Raw genomic sequence first — 17326 nt, 5'->3', positions numbered from 1 at the left:
GAAGCCATTTCAAATGCAAAAACATTATTTTGTAAATTTACATTTATTTATCAGTTTAAAAAATCAAAATCCCTGAAACGTGAGAAAAATCTTTACAATTTTATCAGTTAGCTTTTCTTTAATTGCAACGGCTCAAACCGAATTAGTTTTTGTTTTCTTCAAGGATAAACCCAATAAAGCGGCTTTTTATTCCAGCCCTTTAACTGAACTGACACAGAAATCTCTCGACAGAAGGGCAAAACTTGGGATTGCATTGACAGATCAGGATGCGCCGATAGAGCCAACTTATGTTCAAAATATAAAAAATCTTGGCTTCACAGTCACAGATTATTCCAAATGGCTGAACGGTGTCGCAGTAAATGCTACATCTTCCCAGATACAGACCTTGTCTCAGCAAAGTTATGTGGACCACGTAGAGAGTTTTGTGAAAAATCCCAATGGCGGAATCAGAAAGGAAAAGATTGAAAAATTTAAAGAGTTCAGTAACCGTGATGCATTGACAACTTTCAATTATGGAGGTGGACTGAACCAGATCAACCAGATCAATGTTCGTGCACTCCATGTTGCCGGTTTTACAGGAGCTGGAATGACCATCGCAGTTATCGACACTGGTTTTCCGACAGTAGATACGGGAAATGCGTACAAAAGACTTCGTGATAATGGGCAGATCAAAGGCGGTTACAACTTCATCAGTAAAAATACAGATATCTACAATACATCTCTTAACACACATGGATCTATTTGCATGGGAGCAATTGGTGGTTATTTAGATAATCAGTTTGTAGGGACAGCTCCCGATGCAGATTTTTATCTTTACGCTTCGGAAGATGGAGCTAATGAGGTTCCGGAGGAGGAACTTTACTGGATAGAAGCGGCAGAAGAAGCTGACAGAAAAGGCGTAGACATTATTTCTACTTCATTAGGATATACAGATTTTGACGACAGCAGATATGATTACACTTATGCTGATATGAATGGAAAAACATCTTTCATCGCAAGAGGTGCACAAATCGCTGCTGAAAAAGGAATCTTTTTAACTGTGTCCGCAGGTAACAGTGGGAATAGTGCATGGCACTACTTAGGGACACCCGGAGATAATGAAAAGGTCTTCACCATTGGTGCTGTTACAAGCCAAGGAAACGTTTCGAGCTTTTCTTCTTTTGGGCCAAATTCCGCAGGTGTGATAAAACCGGACGGAAGTGCTAGAGGAACCGACACTTATACGGTTTATGGAAGTCAAGTTACCCAAGCTAGTGGCACTTCTCTTTCCAATCCTGTGGCAGCCGGTGGTGTTGCTTGTCTTTTACAGGCTCTGCCAGCAGGAACACCTTTAGAAGAAGTAAAGTCAAAGCTTAGGCAAAATGCATCCCTCTATCCAAATCCAACTTCACAAATGGGCTACGGAATTCTGAATTTTTATAAAACGTATCAATCCTATCTTGGAGTTGACGATGTAAATAAAATTCAAACAAAAATCTACCCAAATCCAGCAAAAGATGTTATCAATATTACCTCTGATAAAAAGATCAATTCGGTTGAAGTTTATGATTATTTAGGTAGATTGATAAAAACAGAAGCCTCAAACAAAGTCAATATTTCTCAACTCTTAAAAGGAAATTATCTCATAAAGATCAAGACAAATTCCGGAGAATCCATAGAAAAGTTCATTAAAGAATAAAATAGAAACGCTAAGAATAATCTTAGCGTTTTTTATTTATAAAAAAAATAAATTTTAATAAGTTTTTGTCATATCACTCGGAATTACAAGATTGAATTCTGTTGGTATAAAATCCTTTTCTGCTAAAGACAAATCCAGTGTTTCAGATTCAAAAACAGAGATTACTGCGATTTTAAGATTTGGATTTTTCTTTTTCAGGTACCAGTAGATTCCGCCGTATTGTTTGCTGTGATAATCGCCGTTGTAATGGATAAAAGTCTTTCCAGACTGCAAATTTTGAAAAATCGATTCTGCCATTGTTGCGTCTTTTATGGCTTGAGCTGAGACAAAATTCATTAATTTCATTTCGTCAACGTGATCGCCCATTAGAGATTTCATTTCTTTATAACCTGGCGTTTCAAGAGTCACTTCTATTGGTGATTTGGCAAAGAATTTCTTTTCTGCTTCCGGTAATTCATTTAGGCTATTGAGGCCGTTTTTGGAAGTTTGAGAAGCGTATCTTCTTGGGACATTGGTTGCAATGAAACTGAGTTTTTTGTCTTTTGCAAAATCGACCAAAGGTCGGTAATCGGTCTCGTAATTTTTCCAAAGTCTTATAGAATCTTTCAGATTTTTAGCATCGATTTTTCCTGCGAGATAAGAATTCAAAGCTTGTTGATTATCTCTTTCAAACATTTCTGCTCCTAAAATTATCTGTCCGTTTTTCTTTTTGAAGAGTGCTTCTGTAATTCTTTTTTCCAACCAATGATTGATAGAGTTATCATGATGTTCTCCAATGAAAACAACATCATAATCCGCTAGTTCTTTGATTAATTTTTTGGAAGAAATTTCTTTCGACTTTTTATTATAGAATTTAAAAGCATCAAAATTTTGTGCATTTATATTACTTAAACTTATTATAATGATAAATAGCAATAACTTTTTCATTAACAATAAAATAAAGAAGTCGTTCTAAAGTAAATTAAAACAGTAAAACCACTTTATTAATAATATATTATTTCAAACACAAAGGCACAAAAAGAATTTAAAATAATGTTTTAAAGGCACTATAAAATCAAAGATTTTCAATTCAGAAACGAACACTTAGTGCCTTAAAAACATTTAGTATTTAATTAAATTTGTGTCTTTGTGTTAAACTACAGACCGGCAACCAGGTCTTTCCATTCCTGAAGTTCCGGATTACCAGGCTTTCTTTTTCCAAAGAACTGAACGATAAATTCACCTTCTTTATTGAACACTTCCACCGAAGTTACTTCGCCATCTTCTGTTGGTTTCTTCGTAATCCAGGTTTCACCAATTTTGGTTGTATCAAGGTGCAAGTTAAAATCAGGGTCCATGACATTAAACCATTGCTGATGCCAAAGTGTCTTTTTAACTTCGCCTGTGTGAATCTGAATAATACCTCTGTTTCCCACGAAAACCATAATCGGAATCTGTTTTTCGGAAGCATCTTCCAATACATTCACAACCTTGGAATTATCGATCTTCTGAGCAAAGCCTTCCGGAGCCAATCTCAAAGCCTGAGTTCTGCTAACCCCGAATTTCTTGGTCATCATAAAGAAATCGTGTGTGTCCTGTAAATCTTTCCAAGCCTGTTGAAAACCAGCTACATCAATCTCAGAATCTGCTTTTTCTGCGGGTTTTGGAGCAATTGGTTCTGTTATGATTTCTGCAGACTGCTCGTCAGCTTTATATTTTTGTGTTAAAGCATCGAATTCTGCTTCATTACTTTTGTTGGTCAAATAGATTTTATGAAGTGCCAATCCGTCTTTTCCGAAAAACTGAAAACTTTTTCTATCGCCTTCAATTACAGAAAAACCGAATTTCCAAGAGTTGATAAAGATTCTCAAATCGATGTCTTCTCCTACGAAAACCTGTCCGTGAGGATTACTGAAATCAGGATTCAAATAAACACCTTTTCTTTCGTGAACACATTCGTCGTTTCTTGTCAAAGCCATTACTTTGTCAAGCTTTACAACTTCCTGTAAAAGCGGTGCGAATTCCGGTTTAAGAACCGTTACACCATTTCCGATATTTGTTGCTAAAAGCTCGGCTTCGCTCACGCCTAATTGTTCTGCAGCGTTTCTTATTCTAAGATGTGGATTTTCTGCTTTCAGAGCTTCCCATTTTGACTTTAAATCATTTATTAATGTACTCATATTGATTTGTTTTTTGATTGTTTATTTTAAAATGAATTTTTTAACACAAAGTGCACAAAGTTTTTTTATAATACTAGCTGTTTTTAAGGTTCACAAAGGCGCTGTCGCTTAGAAAAGTTGAAAATATAAGCTACTATTTTTTACTTCTTGATTGTTAAAACCTTGTATTCTCTTTTTACGAATGTTCCGGTCTTGCTGGTTATCCATTCTTCTTTATCTGAACGAATCATCCTTTTGAAATTGGTCTGCGCTACTAATTCTTCCACATCTTCGTAATTGTAAAGTTTGAAATCTGCTGTAAAGGGAAGATTTTTCATAAATTCTTTCTTCGCAAATGTGAGGACAAAACTTCCGTCTTTCCTTAGAACTCTGTAAATCTCATTAAAGAATTCCACCGGATTTTCCCAGAAATAAATGGTGTTTACAGTCATTATCTTATCGAAGCTTTCGTTTTCAAAAGGAATTTTGTTTCCGTCATATAGCTGAAAATCGGCTTGAGAAAGATATTTTGAATTGATACTTTCGGCTTCGGATTTCATTGTTTCAGAAATTTCCAAACCTATATATTGAATTTTGTCTGCAAAATCCAAAAGATAAGACAAATGTCCTGCGTTGCCATGACCGAGTTCCAAAACGCTGTTGTTGTCAGTCAAATGCAAAGCTTTGATACTCTCTTTGGTCATGGAAATATTGGTCTCGTTCATCATTTTCGCGACCTCTTTTCCTGTTTCTCCTTCCGGATTCGATAATTGTTGTCCTAATATTTTGAGTTCTTGTTCTGTCATTTTCTTTAGTTTTTATCATAACAGAGAATCTTACGCAGCCCGACCTGAGTGGAGCTCATCCGCCAGAGGCGGATAGCGGGAACGGAGGGCGGATTAAGCTGCCATAATTAATCCGTTTTTAGTTTTTTAACCAAATAAAATCATTGTACTGTCGTTGACCGGATGTTTGCAAATGGTACACGGAAAATTGTAAGCTTGACTTATTTTCTCCGCCGTAAAAACTTCTTCTGGAAAGCCGTAAGCTAAAACTTCGCCTTTTTCCATCAACAGAATTTTGTCTGCGAAACTTGCTGCCAAATTCAAATCGTGCAAAACAACGACTGCGGTGTTATTATTTTGAGTAAATTTTTTAATTAATTCTAATGTATTGTGCTGGTGTTTGATATCCAGATTATTGAGCGGCTCGTCCAAAAACAAAAGTCTGTGCGCAATCTCGTTATCCAACTGAGCCAGAACTCTCGCCAGATGAACCCTCTGTTTTTCACCTCCGGAAAGCGAGTTATAATCTCTGTCCCGAAAATGAATAATCTCTGTTTCCACCATAGCAATTTCCGTCGATTTTATATCTTCCAAAGCCGGCTGAGAACCGAAATAAGGATAACGTCCCATCATCACCACATCTTTTACCAAAAGGGGAATATCCTGAGCGTTGTGCTGGGAAAATTTGGCTTTATGTTTTGATAATTCATCCAGTTTCCAGTTATAGATTATTTTGTCTTTGAAATAGATTTCTTGTTTTTTGTCGGTTTTAATTTCGTTGGCAAGGACATTTAACAAGCTTGATTTCCCTGCTCCATTTGGACCGACAATCGCCAGAAATTCTCCGTAACCAACATTGATATCAACACCTTTCAAGATGCTGACATTCTGACTCTGGTAATTGATTTGGTGTCCCTTTATCATCTCAAAGTATTTTTGTATTTGATCAAAATCGCAATGAAAATTGGACCTCCAATCAACGATGTTAAGATTCCTATTGGTAATTCAGAAGGTGCAACGATCGTTCGGCTGATTGTATCCGCAAGCAATAGCAAAATACTTCCGCAAATCGCTGATAACGGTAAAATGAAATGATAATCTGAACGGAATAACAATCTCAGAATATAAGGGACAATAAGACCCACAAAACCAATTGTACCGGAAAATGCAACGCAGGTTCCTATCATCAATGAGGTTATCAATACAATTTGTTTTTTCAAAGTCTCAACATTGATTCCCAAATGCTGTGCATCTTTTTCACCTAGTAACATTGCATTCAGTGCTTTTCCTTTCGGTAAAAGGATGATATATGAAAACAATAAGACAATCGATAAAATGATATTTCTTGTCCAAGTTGCCCCTGCTAAACTTCCGAGATTCCAGAATGTCAAGTCTCTAAGTTGCTCGTCTTTTGAAATGTAGATCAAAAATCCTGTAATTGAAAAACCAATCGATGTGATAGCAACTCCCGAAAGTAGCATCATGACGACATTTGTTTTTCCTGCGCTTGTGGAAATCCTGTAAACAATGACCATCGCTAAAAATGCTCCCACAAATGCAGAAACGCCGACTAAGGAATTTCTGATGATTTCCGGAAGATATTGTTCAAAAGTATGTCCGAGAACGATTGCTATCGCCGCCAACAAAGTTGCTCCCGATGTTAAACCAATCGATTCACCTGTTGCTAGAGGGTTTTTGAACATCCCTTGTAAAGTTGTTCCGGAAACCGCTAACATGCTTCCTATCAAAACCGCCATTATAATCCGAGATGTTCGAACTTCCCAAATCACATATTTTTCGCTTAATGACAAAGAAGAATCACCGGTTAAAAACTTCCACAACACTTCATACGATGAGGTTCCACCGAAGTCATAAACCCCGATATTTAAAGCTAAAACCATCATCAGTATTAATAAAACAATACCGACGATGGCGTAAAATGTAAGACTTTTTGGTTTCAAATTAATAAGACTTAGAGAATCAAGATGAATGAATCAAGACTTAATTCTGTTATTTATTGAACTTTTCTTTGGTTTCCAAAAATGGAAGAAAAGTTACTTCGAAGATTCGATTAATAATTTGTTTAAGCTCAATGCCGCTTCACCTACTCTCGGTCCGAAAGATGATAGCAATCCTCCGTCAAGAGCAATCACCTTTTTGTTTTTACCAGCATTGGTTTGAGGAACGCCTGGCATTTTAAGAGCGCTCTCTATTCCACCGGAACTTTGCAAACCGCTAGAGAAGAACAATAGTACATCGGGATTTGACTGCACAACCGCCTCTGGTGTCAATGGTTTGAAATCTTCGAAATCGTTAGCAGCATTTTCTCCGCCAGCAATCTCGATGATACTTGCCATTGGTGTATTTTTGCCTCCAACCATCATCATATTTCCCCTTGCATAGATGAAGAGAACTTTTGGTTTTTTAGCAATTGGCTGGATTTGTTTTACATCAGCATCAATTTTATCCAGTAATATTTGCTGATTTGTGTTCCCTAAAGCTTTTGCAACCTGGTCAATCAATTTTTTGGTTCCATCGATGGAAAACTCCTGTTGGAATAATTCGGTCTTGATTCCAGATGCTTTGATTTTTTCTAACAGATCAGGATTGATATCTTTATCAGAAGCTAAAATCAAAGTTGGATCAAGTTTCATTATTGGTTCAATTGTCATGGAACGAACGTGCCCTAATTCCTCAGCAGTAGATTTTAAACTCTCCGGATAAGTGCTTGTAACATCTATCCCAACGATTTCTTTTTCGTGGCCAAGTGCTGCTACAATCTCTGTAACACCGCCACTGATACTTACTATTCTTTGATTAGAAACAGGAACTTCAGTTTTTGTTTCTTCCGGTTTTGCAACTTTGGAATCTTCTTTTTTGCAAGAAAAACCGGCTAAAAGAAGTACTGATAAAACAGCTATTTTGATATTTTTCATATGTTTATTTTTGGTTTGATTAAAGTGGCTGGTATTCGAATAAAGGATGTCCTCTTTCTCCTTTTTGATTGGTCATTCTAAGGAATTTGAGTTTGAAATAAAAGCCATCGGGGTCTTTAATGATGTAGAATCTATCGGTGTAGACTTCCAAACCGTTGGTCCCTACAGGATTTCTCCAATTTGCACCTATAGACCTTTGGTCAATAAAACTCATTTTTGCAAGGTCGACATCAGAAGCTTTAAAATTATTATAGGCTTCTGTAACTGTCGCAGGAGCAGTTACCCTAACTTCATAAGACCCAGCACCACCCATTATATTCGTAAGGACAAAATCAGCATATATATAGGTCCCAGCACCCTCTATTACATTTGTAAAAACTGTAAAACCTAGATCCCAATTCTGTTTTTCCGGCTGAATAAAAACCTCTTTATTATTTTTTAGGCTAAAGAAACTGTAATTATGTTTTACATCCTTATTTATAATATATTCTTTATGATCGGTCTCCTCGATGCCGGCAAATTTGATCTTGTATGCTGAAGTCCCGGCTCTTGTAATTTGAATTTTCATCCAACCTCTCTCGGCTCCTCCAGTTGCAACAGATCCAAGAGGAACGGCTCCATCATAAATATCTTTTCCCATATTCACAAGATATATCGCATTCTCGGAATCAACAGCTTTTATTTCTTCAATGGCTGTATAACCCGCTGGAAAGTTACCTTCTACATCATCAATATAAGAAACATTTGCAGGGTCAAAATTAGCAACCTGTACCTTGGTTTTCAAAGCAGCAACATCAGACTCCTTTACTTTGTTAATATCTGTGACATTCGGGATTTTTCCCGCCGCCATCATTATTGAAGAATTAATCATGACCTTGAAGTCATCCCCCGAGTAAAAAGCCAAATCCCAATCTGTTCGTCTATTAGAACTTTTTTCTCCTGTACTGAGATCGTACCAAATCTGATTAGGTTGTGTAGCCCCTCCTACCTGTGCACTATCTATCTTACCTTCTATTGGAGAAACTGCAACCGGGTCCTCATTATCCCTAAGACAAGATTGAAAAATAAATGAAGTGCATAATAATATCAATAATAATTTTTTCATAATCAACTTTTAAAAATTATAATTAACTCTGGCAAAATAACTTCTACCATAAAATAAATTCTGTAGATTAGCACCCGAATTGTGCCCATCCCCACTTTGTGTTGTATTTCTTATACTGGTAACATCCAAAATGTTTTTTACCCCTAAGGCAAGTTCAAAATGATTATTGAAGAATGGTTGACTTACAGTAAAATTCAACATACTATAATCCCCGATATCACCCAATTCATAATGTCCCGGGTCAGACGCACTCTCGGTTACCAATTTATATAATTTGCCAGGCCCAGTATATTTATAATATACTGCAAAAAGAGTTTTGGTACTTGGCAATGTATAATTTGCAGAAAGGTTTGCCTCCACATAATAGTTAAAGTCATTATCAGAATAGACCTGTCCGGTATTTAATACTTGAGAGATACCCAAAGTAGAAACTCCTGTATTAAAGGTAAAATTATCCGTTCTTGCATTAAAACTTGCCCCAAAAATTATCGATTGATATTTATCTACATTCAAGTAAGTATACTTTAGAGGAATAACACTTGTTATGACACTTTCTATACGATCCTTTACGTTCATATACATACCATTAACTCCAATGTTGAATTTCCAGGAATTTGACATATTTGTAGTATAATCCCAAGATACACCAGCAGAATATCCTGTTTCTGGTTTTAGATTTTCATTTCCTCGAATATCATGATTATTATCAACCAAATATGTATAAAGTTCATCAAAAGTAGGGAAACGATTTGCAGACCCTATAATCGTTCTGATATTGGAGTTTTCAGAAGTAATAAATCTTGTAGTCAATGAATAATTATATTGTCTGCTGAATTTATCACTAAGAGCAAGTCTTGCTCCTGGGCGGAATGATAACCACTCTAAAGGATTCCATTCAAGTGATAAAAAGTTAGCATAATTGAAGATAGTACGTCGGATATCTTTACCATCATACATTCCAGTATCAGCATTTGCGAAACCTTGGGTTCTATCTAGCTCATAACCTATTTGAAAATTTATTTTTTTGCTGTCAAGAAAATTACTAAACATCCCTCTAGAATATAAGACTTCCGATCTATAATAAGTTTTCTCGGCATCTTTTGAAATAGTATATCTGTTTGGAACATCATACAATTTGTCCTGTTGTTTTCTCTCTTGTATTTGATAAGAAAAGTCCCCGACATAATTGATTCTTGAACCTAATTTTGTCACAATATTCAATTGATGGATCCAGCGTGTGGTGAAGTAGTCCCGATCATCGGCAGTATATGTTCTTTCACCTCCTGAAAATGGCAATATATCAGTATTAGGATTATAATAATTTATTTCTTCATTCAAGAAATTAACCTTATAAAAAATTGTCGTATTATTTTTAGCATATCTTAAAGCAGCATTTGCGATCAGTAGATCTTTTGGTTGCCATTCATAACCACGCTTTCCATTTTCAGTTTCCGAAAAAAATTTATATCCATTCAATGAACCTTTATAACCTTGAAAATCATTATGATTGATATCTGCGGTTATAGACCAGTTGTCAGAAAATCTATATGCCAAGTTTAAACTTTGGATGTGTCTTCCATTACCTTTTTTGTACCAATCATAATCCTTCCCAACAGTCTCTTCCTGAAGAGAAGCATTTATGGTAACTTTCTTTTGATAGTTCTTTTTAGTGATAATATTGATAACACCGGCCATCGCATTGTTACCGTACTCCACACCCATAGATCCTTTTACTATTTCTATACGTTCAATATTATTGACATTGATCTTTGTAAGGTCTACAAGATTACCCATTCCCTGATCACTTACTACAGGAATATTATCTATCAATATTTTGGTGTATTCCCCACTCAATCCCATAATATTTGCATTAGAATCTCCCGAGCTGGAATTTGGGGTAATTAGAATATTTAAATTTTGGTTCAAAACATCAGCAACATTGGTAGCAGCCATATTTTTGATTTGTTGAGCATCTATAATTTCTACCTTATATATAGACTTATTAATAGATTGCGGCGTATATTGCCCCGTAATCACGACTTCTTCAATATTTTTTTGATTAAGAGTGTCTTTCTGCGCATATGCTAAATTCAAAATCGCTACAGACAGAAGGCTCATCGTTCGCTTCTTCATTGAAAAAAATTTTTGCGAAGATAAGATTTTATTTAGAATCATTAAAAACAATTTAGTACTTTTGTGGAATAATTCTAAATAATAACTTAATCCAGAAGAAGACTATGAAAGCAAAACTACTTTTAGCCGCGTCATTATTTGCCGTAGTTGCGCAAGCCCAATTAACTTCTATCAATGAAGATTTCAATAATTTCACAGCAGGTAACGCTACATTCCCCCAGAACGGATGGTCGGCTATTTTGCCAACGGGCCCTTTTCCACCACAACCCATGATGCTTGTTGTTGCTGCAGATGCCACCAACAAAGTTATTCAGGCTTATCCCGGAAGTAGCTCAAATCAGCCATTATATCTTGTAACGCCTCAGATTGTTGCTCCCGCCGGAGACAAGGCCATCTCTTTTGACACAGGATTGGTAGCTTCTTCACCTGGTACTACAACAGTTCAGGTGGGTGTTGCATCCAGCCCTACCGATATGACAACCTTCGTTGCAGTAGGTGACCCAATTCAAATTACAAGCACAACTATTCAAAATGTAAAGGTGAATGTCCCTCTTTCTACCGGAACTTACCTGGTTATCAGACATACGCCAACTGCTGCGCATACGGCCCTACAAATTGACAATGTAAAATATGATACGAATTTGGCAGTTAACGAAAGTGCTTTCAATTCAAGTAATGTGAAATTTGCTGTATCTACGGACAACTCAACATTAATATTTGTATCTCCTATCTCTCTTTCAAATGCAAAGATCTATTCTGCATCTGGACAATTGGTGAAAGAGGGCAAAATCAATGACAACAGTTTTGACATCAATGGGTTGAGAACGGGTGTTTACTTCATTGTTCTCGAGAATAAAGACGGACAAACTGTAAGATCTAAGTTCATCAAGAAATAAAAAATTGGATATTTTCCTATTATGTTAGCCTTTTAAGAAAACTTAAAAGGCTTTTTTATGCTTTGTAGAAAGAAGAAAAACAAATATGATTTTTATCATTTCAATAAATATTTTAATTTTTAATAATTCTAAATAAGAATTAATTATTAGTTTTGTAGAATCATTCTAAATAACAAATTAATTCTTCATAAGCATGAAAACAAAACTATTCTTTGCAGCTGCTATTTCTCTTTTGGTAAGCCAGACTGTTTTATCCCAAACCGATGAATTTGGTTATACTCAGGTAGAGCTTACAACAGGGCCTAATTACTCAAACAGGGTATTCTTTGACCTGTCGGCCAATAACATTGTTTCCCAACCGGCCAACACTTGGGATGTAGCATTTTATAGAAACAGCTCTTTTGGGTTTGGTTCCAGAATAAATGATGCACAAAATATTGAAACTTATCAGGCGTCCAGCAATCCTGCCGATTGGGATAATATCGATATTGCAAATATCGGCTCATGGGGAGACCCTCTATACAATCCAGATCAGACAAATTCAATCGAAGAAGGTGCATTTGAACAAGGTTCTGCAACATATGGATGGGGAGAATATAATGTGGGAAATCACCATATAGAAGGTAAGGTTATCTTTGTATTGAAATATCTTGGAACAACACCTTCTTATGTCAAGTTCATGATCACAGATTATTTTGGGGGATATACATTCAAATATTCCAAATGGAACGGAACTTCTTGGGACGCAACTGAAACCAGAACTATAGCTAACGGAACAGATGATGCTTTCTTCAACTATTTCTCTTTTGCAACCGGAGCCAAAGTAGAAAATATGGAACCTGCAAGAGCCAACTGGGACCTGATGTTCACAAGATATTTTACTTTCTACAACAACATCTTGATGTACAGATTATCAGGAGTTATCCAATCTCCTAACATCAGTGTGGCCTACGTGAGACCAGAAACCCAGGCAACTTCTGTTAATAATGCGCCCGCCGAAGCAGCTTTCTCAAAAAACATTACTACGATCGGACATTCTTGGAAACCGACAAGCGGAGTATATACCGACGTAGTTTATTACATCAAGGAAGGAAGCAACTATTATAGAATGTACTTCACTTCTAATGGAGGTGCGACAACTGGTAACATGTACTTCAAATATAAAAATGTGACAAACGAATTGGCTGTGGCTGATTTCGGTAAAAAAGGAACTTTCGGGATCTATCCAAACCCTACCAAAGAAGACAAAAAAATCAATATCCTATTTGATGTAAAAGAAGCAGCTTCCAAAAACGGAAATATCGAGGTTTTTGACTTCTCAGGAAAAAAAGTATATGATACGGCTATCATAAACAAGTCTGGTTTCTCTACGCAAGAAGTTGACCTTAATAAGCTTTCTACGGGAACTTATTTGGTAAAGGTCACTTACGGAGGACAGACGGAAACCAAAAAGCTTATCGTAAAATAAGCCATATTTTCAGATTTTTATTCTTTATAAGAACCACCTTTGGGTGGTTTTTTCGTTTCTTGCGGTTTGGTAAAATAATGAGTAAATTTGTATAAATATTCTAATCAAAGTGAATTCCCTCATCAACAAAAAAGTAAGATTTCAAGACCTTGAAACCAAAGATTATCAGCCAAGCTGGGATTATCAGGAAGAATTGCTCAAAAACAACCTTGAGATAAAAATCCATAACAGGGAAAATCCTGAAGATCAGAAAACAACTGAAAATCATCTGCTTTTTGTAGAACATCCACATGTTTATACTTTAGGGAAAAGCGGTCACGAATCCAATCTTCTCGCCAACGAAAATAAGCTAAAGGAAATCAACGCTACTTATGTAAAAGTAAATCGTGGTGGCGATATCACTTATCACGGTTTTGGACAGATCGTAGGTTACCCCATCCTCGATCTTGAGAATTTCTATACAGACATCCATCGTTATATGCGTGATCTGGAGGAGGTCATCATCAGAACTATTGCAGAATATGGGCTTAAAGGTGAACGTTCCAATGGTGAAACCGGGGTTTGGTTGGACGTCGGGAAACCTTATGCCAGAAAGATCTGTGCAATGGGCGTAAAAGCATCCCGTTGGGTCACGATACACGGATTTGCCCTGAATGTCAATCCCGACATGAAATATTTCGAATATATCATTCCTTGCGGAATCACGGACAAACAAGTTACTTCCCTAAAAAGAGAATTGGAATATGAGGTTGATATAGAAGAAGTAAAGCAAAAGATCAAAAAACATTTCGCAGATGTTTTCGAATGCGAATTAGCTTAAAGATTATAGATTTTAGATGATAAATTTTAAATTGAATTAATCTAAAATCTATAATTCATAATTTAAAATCTCAATTACATCGTCATTCCGATGTCGATTCCTTTGATCTTTCTGTAAAGGTCGGTTGCAAAATTATCCGTCATTCCGGAAACAAAATCAATTACCCCGAGAACTTTCTGGTAATCGGTACCTTCTTCATAGAAGAATTGCTTGGGAAGAAGTTTCAAAGCTTTATTATCATAAGATTTTCTTTCACCAGCCGATTTTAAAATTGATGGGATGAAATGATCCAGCAACTCGTACATGACGTTGTAGCCTGCATTCTCAATTTCCACAACCGCTTTGTGATTGTATATTTTTTCGATAGAGAAGCTTTCTATATCCTGTAAGGTTCTATTTTCGGACTTATAAATATCGAGAAGTCCTTTTTCCAAATTTCCTTCAAGGATCTTATTGAAATTACTTTTATAAAGTTCCACCGACTTGTTGATCAAAGCATTGATGACCTTGGCCCTCAGATAGGAGACCTGTTCATTCTCATTGCCAATAGAATTGAGTTTACGTTCTACTCTATCAATATCATCTGTCTCAGATTTGATCAATTCAAAAAACAGATTTTTACAATCAACAGTTGAAACAATGCCCAACCTGTGAGCGTCCTCCATATCGATGATGTTATAACAGATGTCGTCCGCAGCTTCTACCAGCCAAACAAACGGATGTCTTTTGAAAATATAGGGATCATCGTTTTCGGAGATCATATTTGTTTCTTTGGCTATCTCAAGGAAAATATCTTTCTCATTTTGAAAAAAACCGAACTTTTTTCGATGAATGATTCCTTTCTTTTTCGCGATTGCTTCACAAGGATACTTTGCAATACTGGCAAGAGTCGCAAATGTCAACTGGATCCCGCCTGCATCTTTTCCTTGCTGCTGCTGAGCCAAAACTCTGATCGCATTGGCATTACCTTCAAAATTTACAAGGTCTGCCCATTCTTTTTCATTGAATTTTGGTTTCAGGTCGTTTTCATTTCTTTCAAAATAACTGGCGATCGCATCCTCTCCGGAATGTCCGAAAGCCGGATTTCCCACATCGTGACAAAGACATGCAGCTGCGATTACGTTCCCCAGATTATGGAGATAAAAATTCTTGGAATCCTCAGTCAGATCATTCTTAAAACTGTCGTGAATGAACTCGCCGATCACGCTTCCCAGACTTCTACCAACGGAAGAAACCTCTAAAGAATGTGTCAAACGGTTGTGAACAAATACACTTCCCGGAAGCGGAAAGACCTGGGTCTTATTCTGAAGTCTGCGGAAAGCCGATGAAAAAATAATTCGGTCAAAGTCTCTCTGAAAATCTGTTCGAGAAGCCTTTGTATGGGGATTATTTCCTGTTCGCTGGTTGGTGAAAATCTGGTTTAGGTTCATCATTTTTCAAAAATAGTTCAAATTTTATTTTTATCGGAATAATATTTGAGATTTTATCCTAAAAATCAATTATGCCAGAAGGACCGTCCATATTGTTAATGAAAGAAGACCTCCAGAAATTTGCAGGTAAAAAAGTTATCCTTGCCGTTGGCAATGCAAAGTTCGACAGAGATCTGCTTGTTGGTAAAACTTTAAAAGAAATAAGGCTTTATGGAAAACAGACCTACCTTATTTTTGATGAGATCAATGTCAGGATCCATTTGCTCATGTTTGGCTCCTATGAGATTGATGGACAAATGAAACCTGACAGTAACCTTCGTTTAGGACTAAGTTTTAAAAATGGCAAAGCATTCTTCTACACCTGCTCGGTCAAACTTCTTCCAAATGATTTTCTGAAATCCATTGATTGGGAAGCAGATGTAATGAGCGACATTTGGAATCCTGAAAAAGCCGAGGCCAAACTGAGATCCAATCCCGAAATGATGGTCTGTGATGCATTGATGAATCAGGATATTTTCTCTGGAGTCGGCAATATCATCAAGAATGAGGTCCTTTTCAGGATCGCTGTTCAGCCTGAAAGTCTTGTTGGAGATCTTCCTCCCGAAAAGCTTAACGAATTGATATCGGAAGCTCGTAATTACAGCTTCGATTTTCTAAAGTGGAAGCGGGAAAATACGTTGAAAAGGCATTGGAAAGCACATCATCAAAAGAACTGTCCACAATGTGGCAAGCCACTCATTAGTAAGATCACAGGAAAATCCAAACGTAGAAGTTTTTATTGTGAAGCTGATCAAAAATTGTATTAGAATATTATCATATCAAAAATTTCAATCTTCAAAAACAAATAAAACTGAAGATCCTGCCGATAAAGCAGGATTTTTTATTTAATTTTAATTAAAAATATTATTCTGATGAAAAACATTGTAAATCCGGAAACTTTGAACTTCCTTTCAACACTTGAAATCAATAATAACAGAGATTGGTTCAATGAAAACAAAAATCTGTATCTGCAAGCCAAAGAAAATGTTGAAAATGTGGTCAACGAAATTATCGCCGGCGTTTCAGAATTTGATAAGAGCGTAGAACGATTGGAAGCCAAGAACTGTATTTTCAGGATCTACAAAGACACAAGATTTTCCAAAGACAAAACGCCTTATAAGACCAATATCGGGGCCTCTCTTGTAGAAAAAGGTCCAAAGACGCTCAATAATGCAGGTTATTATGTTCATATAGAACCGGGCAAATCGTTCCTTGCCGGCGGTGTTTATATGACCGAACCAAAAAACCTGAAAGCTATCCGTGAAAAAATCAGTTCCGAAGGTGAAGATTTCTTAAAAATACTCAATAAAAAATCTTTTAAAGACAACCTTGAATTGCGAGGTGATAGATTGGTAAAAATTCCTCAGGGTTTTGGTAAGGAAGATCCTATGGGTGATTATCTGAAATTCAAACAGTTTACAGTTTTTCATCCTTTATCTGATGACGATGTCCTTGATAAAAACTTTGTAAAGAATACTATCAAGATCTTTAAGGAAATCTATCCTTTCAATAAGTTTTTAAATGATTCCATCAGTTCATCAAATTGAAACTAATTCTGGCGATGAACAACCTGATAGCGATTCTTTTCTGAAATTGTAAATTTTATATTTGAAAATACCAGATTTTTTTACTGTTCAATATTATACAAAAAACCACTATGTTATTAGCAATCCTACTACCTTTTGTATCATTTTTTGTTCGAGGCAAGATCGTAACTGCAGTTATCTGCCTGATCTTACAGATCACAGTTTTAGGCTGGCTTCCTGCCGCAATATGGGCTGCATTGTCGCTTAATAATGCAAGAGCCGAGAAACGCAACAAGGAGTTGATCCGAGCGCTCAGAGAAAATCGGCAGTAAATTTTTTAAAAATGAAATGATTGCCTAAACAAAAAAAGTG

At 36.3% G+C, this 17326-nt stretch carries 16 protein-coding genes; 7 read left to right on the top strand and 9 right to left on the bottom strand.

The window, feature by feature from the left end; translation table 11 throughout:
- The first annotated feature begins 79 nt into the window (after positions 1-79).
- Positions 80-1678, top strand: coding sequence for a S8/S53 family peptidase (locus K319_RS0101860; protein WP_027382064.1), 1599 nt, complete (start codon positions 80-82; stop codon positions 1676-1678).
- A 54-nt stretch (positions 1679-1732) separates the two neighbouring features.
- Here the strand turns inward: K319_RS0101860 and K319_RS0101855 are convergent, their stop codons facing one another.
- The 8 genes from K319_RS0101855 to K319_RS0101820 form a co-directional block, all read right to left on the bottom strand.
- Entirely contained in the window at positions 1733-2605 is an 873-nt protein-coding gene (locus K319_RS0101855; RefSeq protein WP_027382063.1) for a ChaN family lipoprotein, read from the bottom strand.
- A 209-nt stretch (positions 2606-2814) separates the two neighbouring features.
- The gene (locus tag K319_RS0101850) at positions 2815-3837 is read right to left on the bottom strand and encodes a hemin-degrading factor (protein ID WP_027382062.1); all 1023 of its coding nucleotides are present in this window, start codon (positions 3835-3837) and stop codon (positions 2815-2817) included.
- 140 nt (positions 3838-3977) lie between these two features.
- The gene (locus K319_RS0101845; RefSeq protein ID WP_027382061.1) at positions 3978-4622 is read right to left on the bottom strand and encodes a class I SAM-dependent methyltransferase; all 645 of its coding nucleotides are present in this window, start codon (positions 4620-4622) and stop codon (positions 3978-3980) included.
- 126 nt (positions 4623-4748) lie between these two features.
- Positions 4749-5525, bottom strand: a complete 777-nt coding sequence (locus K319_RS0101840) for a heme ABC transporter ATP-binding protein (protein ID WP_027382060.1) — start codon at positions 5523-5525, stop codon at positions 4749-4751.
- Complete coding sequence (locus tag K319_RS0101835; RefSeq protein WP_027382059.1) at positions 5522-6562, bottom strand: FecCD family ABC transporter permease; 1041 nt, start codon at positions 6560-6562, stop codon at positions 5522-5524. The genes K319_RS0101840 and K319_RS0101835 overlap by 4 nt, the downstream gene beginning before the upstream one ends.
- A gap of 93 nt (positions 6563-6655) precedes the next feature.
- Positions 6656-7537, bottom strand: a complete 882-nt coding sequence (locus K319_RS0101830) for a heme/hemin ABC transporter substrate-binding protein (protein ID WP_027382058.1) — start codon at positions 7535-7537, stop codon at positions 6656-6658.
- A 19-nt stretch (positions 7538-7556) separates the two neighbouring features.
- Positions 7557-8642 (bottom strand): HmuY family protein, encoded by a 1086-nt coding sequence (locus tag K319_RS0101825; RefSeq protein WP_034671247.1) that lies wholly within the window; start codon positions 8640-8642, stop codon positions 7557-7559.
- 9 nt (positions 8643-8651) lie between these two features.
- Positions 8652-10775 (bottom strand): TonB-dependent receptor plug domain-containing protein, encoded by a 2124-nt coding sequence (locus K319_RS0101820; protein ID WP_027382056.1) that lies wholly within the window; start codon positions 10773-10775, stop codon positions 8652-8654.
- Between the two features lie 104 nt (positions 10776-10879).
- Here K319_RS0101820 and K319_RS0101810 point away from each other — a divergent pair, with 104 nt between their 5' ends.
- The 3 genes from K319_RS0101810 to lipB all read left to right on the top strand — a co-directional run bounded on the left by K319_RS0101810 (position 10880) and on the right by lipB (position 13959).
- On the top strand, positions 10880-11671 hold the full coding sequence (locus K319_RS0101810; protein WP_084403379.1) for a T9SS type A sorting domain-containing protein: 792 nt from the start codon (positions 10880-10882) through the stop codon (positions 11669-11671).
- 193 nt (positions 11672-11864) lie between these two features.
- Positions 11865-13139, top strand: a complete 1275-nt coding sequence (locus K319_RS0101805; protein WP_027382053.1) for a T9SS type A sorting domain-containing protein — start codon at positions 11865-11867, stop codon at positions 13137-13139.
- Positions 13140-13248: 109 nt separating this feature from the next.
- Complete coding sequence (lipB, locus tag K319_RS0101800) at positions 13249-13959, top strand: lipoyl(octanoyl) transferase LipB (RefSeq protein WP_027382052.1); 711 nt, start codon at positions 13249-13251, stop codon at positions 13957-13959.
- Between the two features lie 74 nt (positions 13960-14033).
- Here lipB and K319_RS0101795 read toward each other — a convergent pair whose 3' ends face one another.
- On the bottom strand, positions 14034-15389 hold the full coding sequence (locus tag K319_RS0101795) for a deoxyguanosinetriphosphate triphosphohydrolase (RefSeq protein ID WP_027382051.1): 1356 nt from the start codon (positions 15387-15389) through the stop codon (positions 14034-14036).
- A gap of 71 nt (positions 15390-15460) precedes the next feature.
- On the opposite strand from K319_RS0101795, the gene K319_RS0101790 reads away from it, so the two are divergent.
- From K319_RS0101790 to K319_RS0101780, 3 genes are all read left to right on the top strand, one after another.
- The gene (locus K319_RS0101790; RefSeq protein ID WP_027382050.1) at positions 15461-16195 is read left to right on the top strand and encodes a DNA-formamidopyrimidine glycosylase family protein; all 735 of its coding nucleotides are present in this window, start codon (positions 15461-15463) and stop codon (positions 16193-16195) included.
- A gap of 105 nt (positions 16196-16300) precedes the next feature.
- The gene (locus tag K319_RS0101785) at positions 16301-16975 is read left to right on the top strand and encodes a DUF2461 domain-containing protein (protein ID WP_027382049.1); all 675 of its coding nucleotides are present in this window, start codon (positions 16301-16303) and stop codon (positions 16973-16975) included.
- Between the two features lie 110 nt (positions 16976-17085).
- Complete coding sequence (locus tag K319_RS0101780; protein WP_027382048.1) at positions 17086-17286, top strand: YqaE/Pmp3 family membrane protein; 201 nt, start codon at positions 17086-17088, stop codon at positions 17284-17286.
- Positions 17287-17326: the final 40 nt, after the last annotated feature.

This window comes from Epilithonimonas caeni DSM 17710, assembly GCF_000426465.1.
GTDB lineage: Bacteria > Bacteroidota > Bacteroidia > Flavobacteriales > Weeksellaceae > Epilithonimonas > Epilithonimonas caeni.
This window is presented reverse-complemented; position numbering and strand designations above follow the sequence as displayed.

Bases quoted from the DNA above. Each gene is read 5' to 3' on its own strand.
- K319_RS0101850 (WP_027382062.1), bottom strand. From the start codon at position 3,837: ATGAGTACATTAATAAATGATTTAAAGTCAAAATGGGAAGCTCTGAAA.
- K319_RS0101840 (WP_027382060.1), bottom strand. From the start codon at position 5,525: ATGATAAAGGGACACCAAATCAATTACCAGAGTCAGAATGTCAGCATC.
- K319_RS0101795 (WP_027382051.1), bottom strand. From the start codon at position 15,389: ATGAACCTAAACCAGATTTTCACCAACCAGCGAACAGGAAATAATCCC.
- K319_RS0101805 (WP_027382053.1), top strand. From the start codon at position 11,865: ATGAAAACAAAACTATTCTTTGCAGCTGCTATTTCTCTTTTGGTAAGC.
- K319_RS0101845 (WP_027382061.1), bottom strand. From the start codon at position 4,622: ATGACAGAACAAGAACTCAAAATATTAGGACAACAATTATCGAATCCG.
- K319_RS0101785 (WP_027382049.1), top strand. From the start codon at position 16,301: ATGAAAAACATTGTAAATCCGGAAACTTTGAACTTCCTTTCAACACTT.
- K319_RS0101855 (WP_027382063.1), bottom strand. From the start codon at position 2,605: ATGAAAAAGTTATTGCTATTTATCATTATAATAAGTTTAAGTAATATA.
- K319_RS0101810 (WP_084403379.1), top strand. From the start codon at position 10,880: ATGAAAGCAAAACTACTTTTAGCCGCGTCATTATTTGCCGTAGTTGCG.
- K319_RS0101825 (WP_034671247.1), bottom strand. From the start codon at position 8,642: ATGAAAAAATTATTATTGATATTATTATGCACTTCATTTATTTTTCAA.
- K319_RS0101830 (WP_027382058.1), bottom strand. From the start codon at position 7,537: ATGAAAAATATCAAAATAGCTGTTTTATCAGTACTTCTTTTAGCCGGT.
- K319_RS0101820 (WP_027382056.1), bottom strand. From the start codon at position 10,775: ATGAAGAAGCGAACGATGAGCCTTCTGTCTGTAGCGATTTTGAATTTA.
- K319_RS0101780 (WP_027382048.1), top strand. From the start codon at position 17,086: ATGTTATTAGCAATCCTACTACCTTTTGTATCATTTTTTGTTCGAGGC.
- K319_RS0101790 (WP_027382050.1), top strand. From the start codon at position 15,461: ATGCCAGAAGGACCGTCCATATTGTTAATGAAAGAAGACCTCCAGAAA.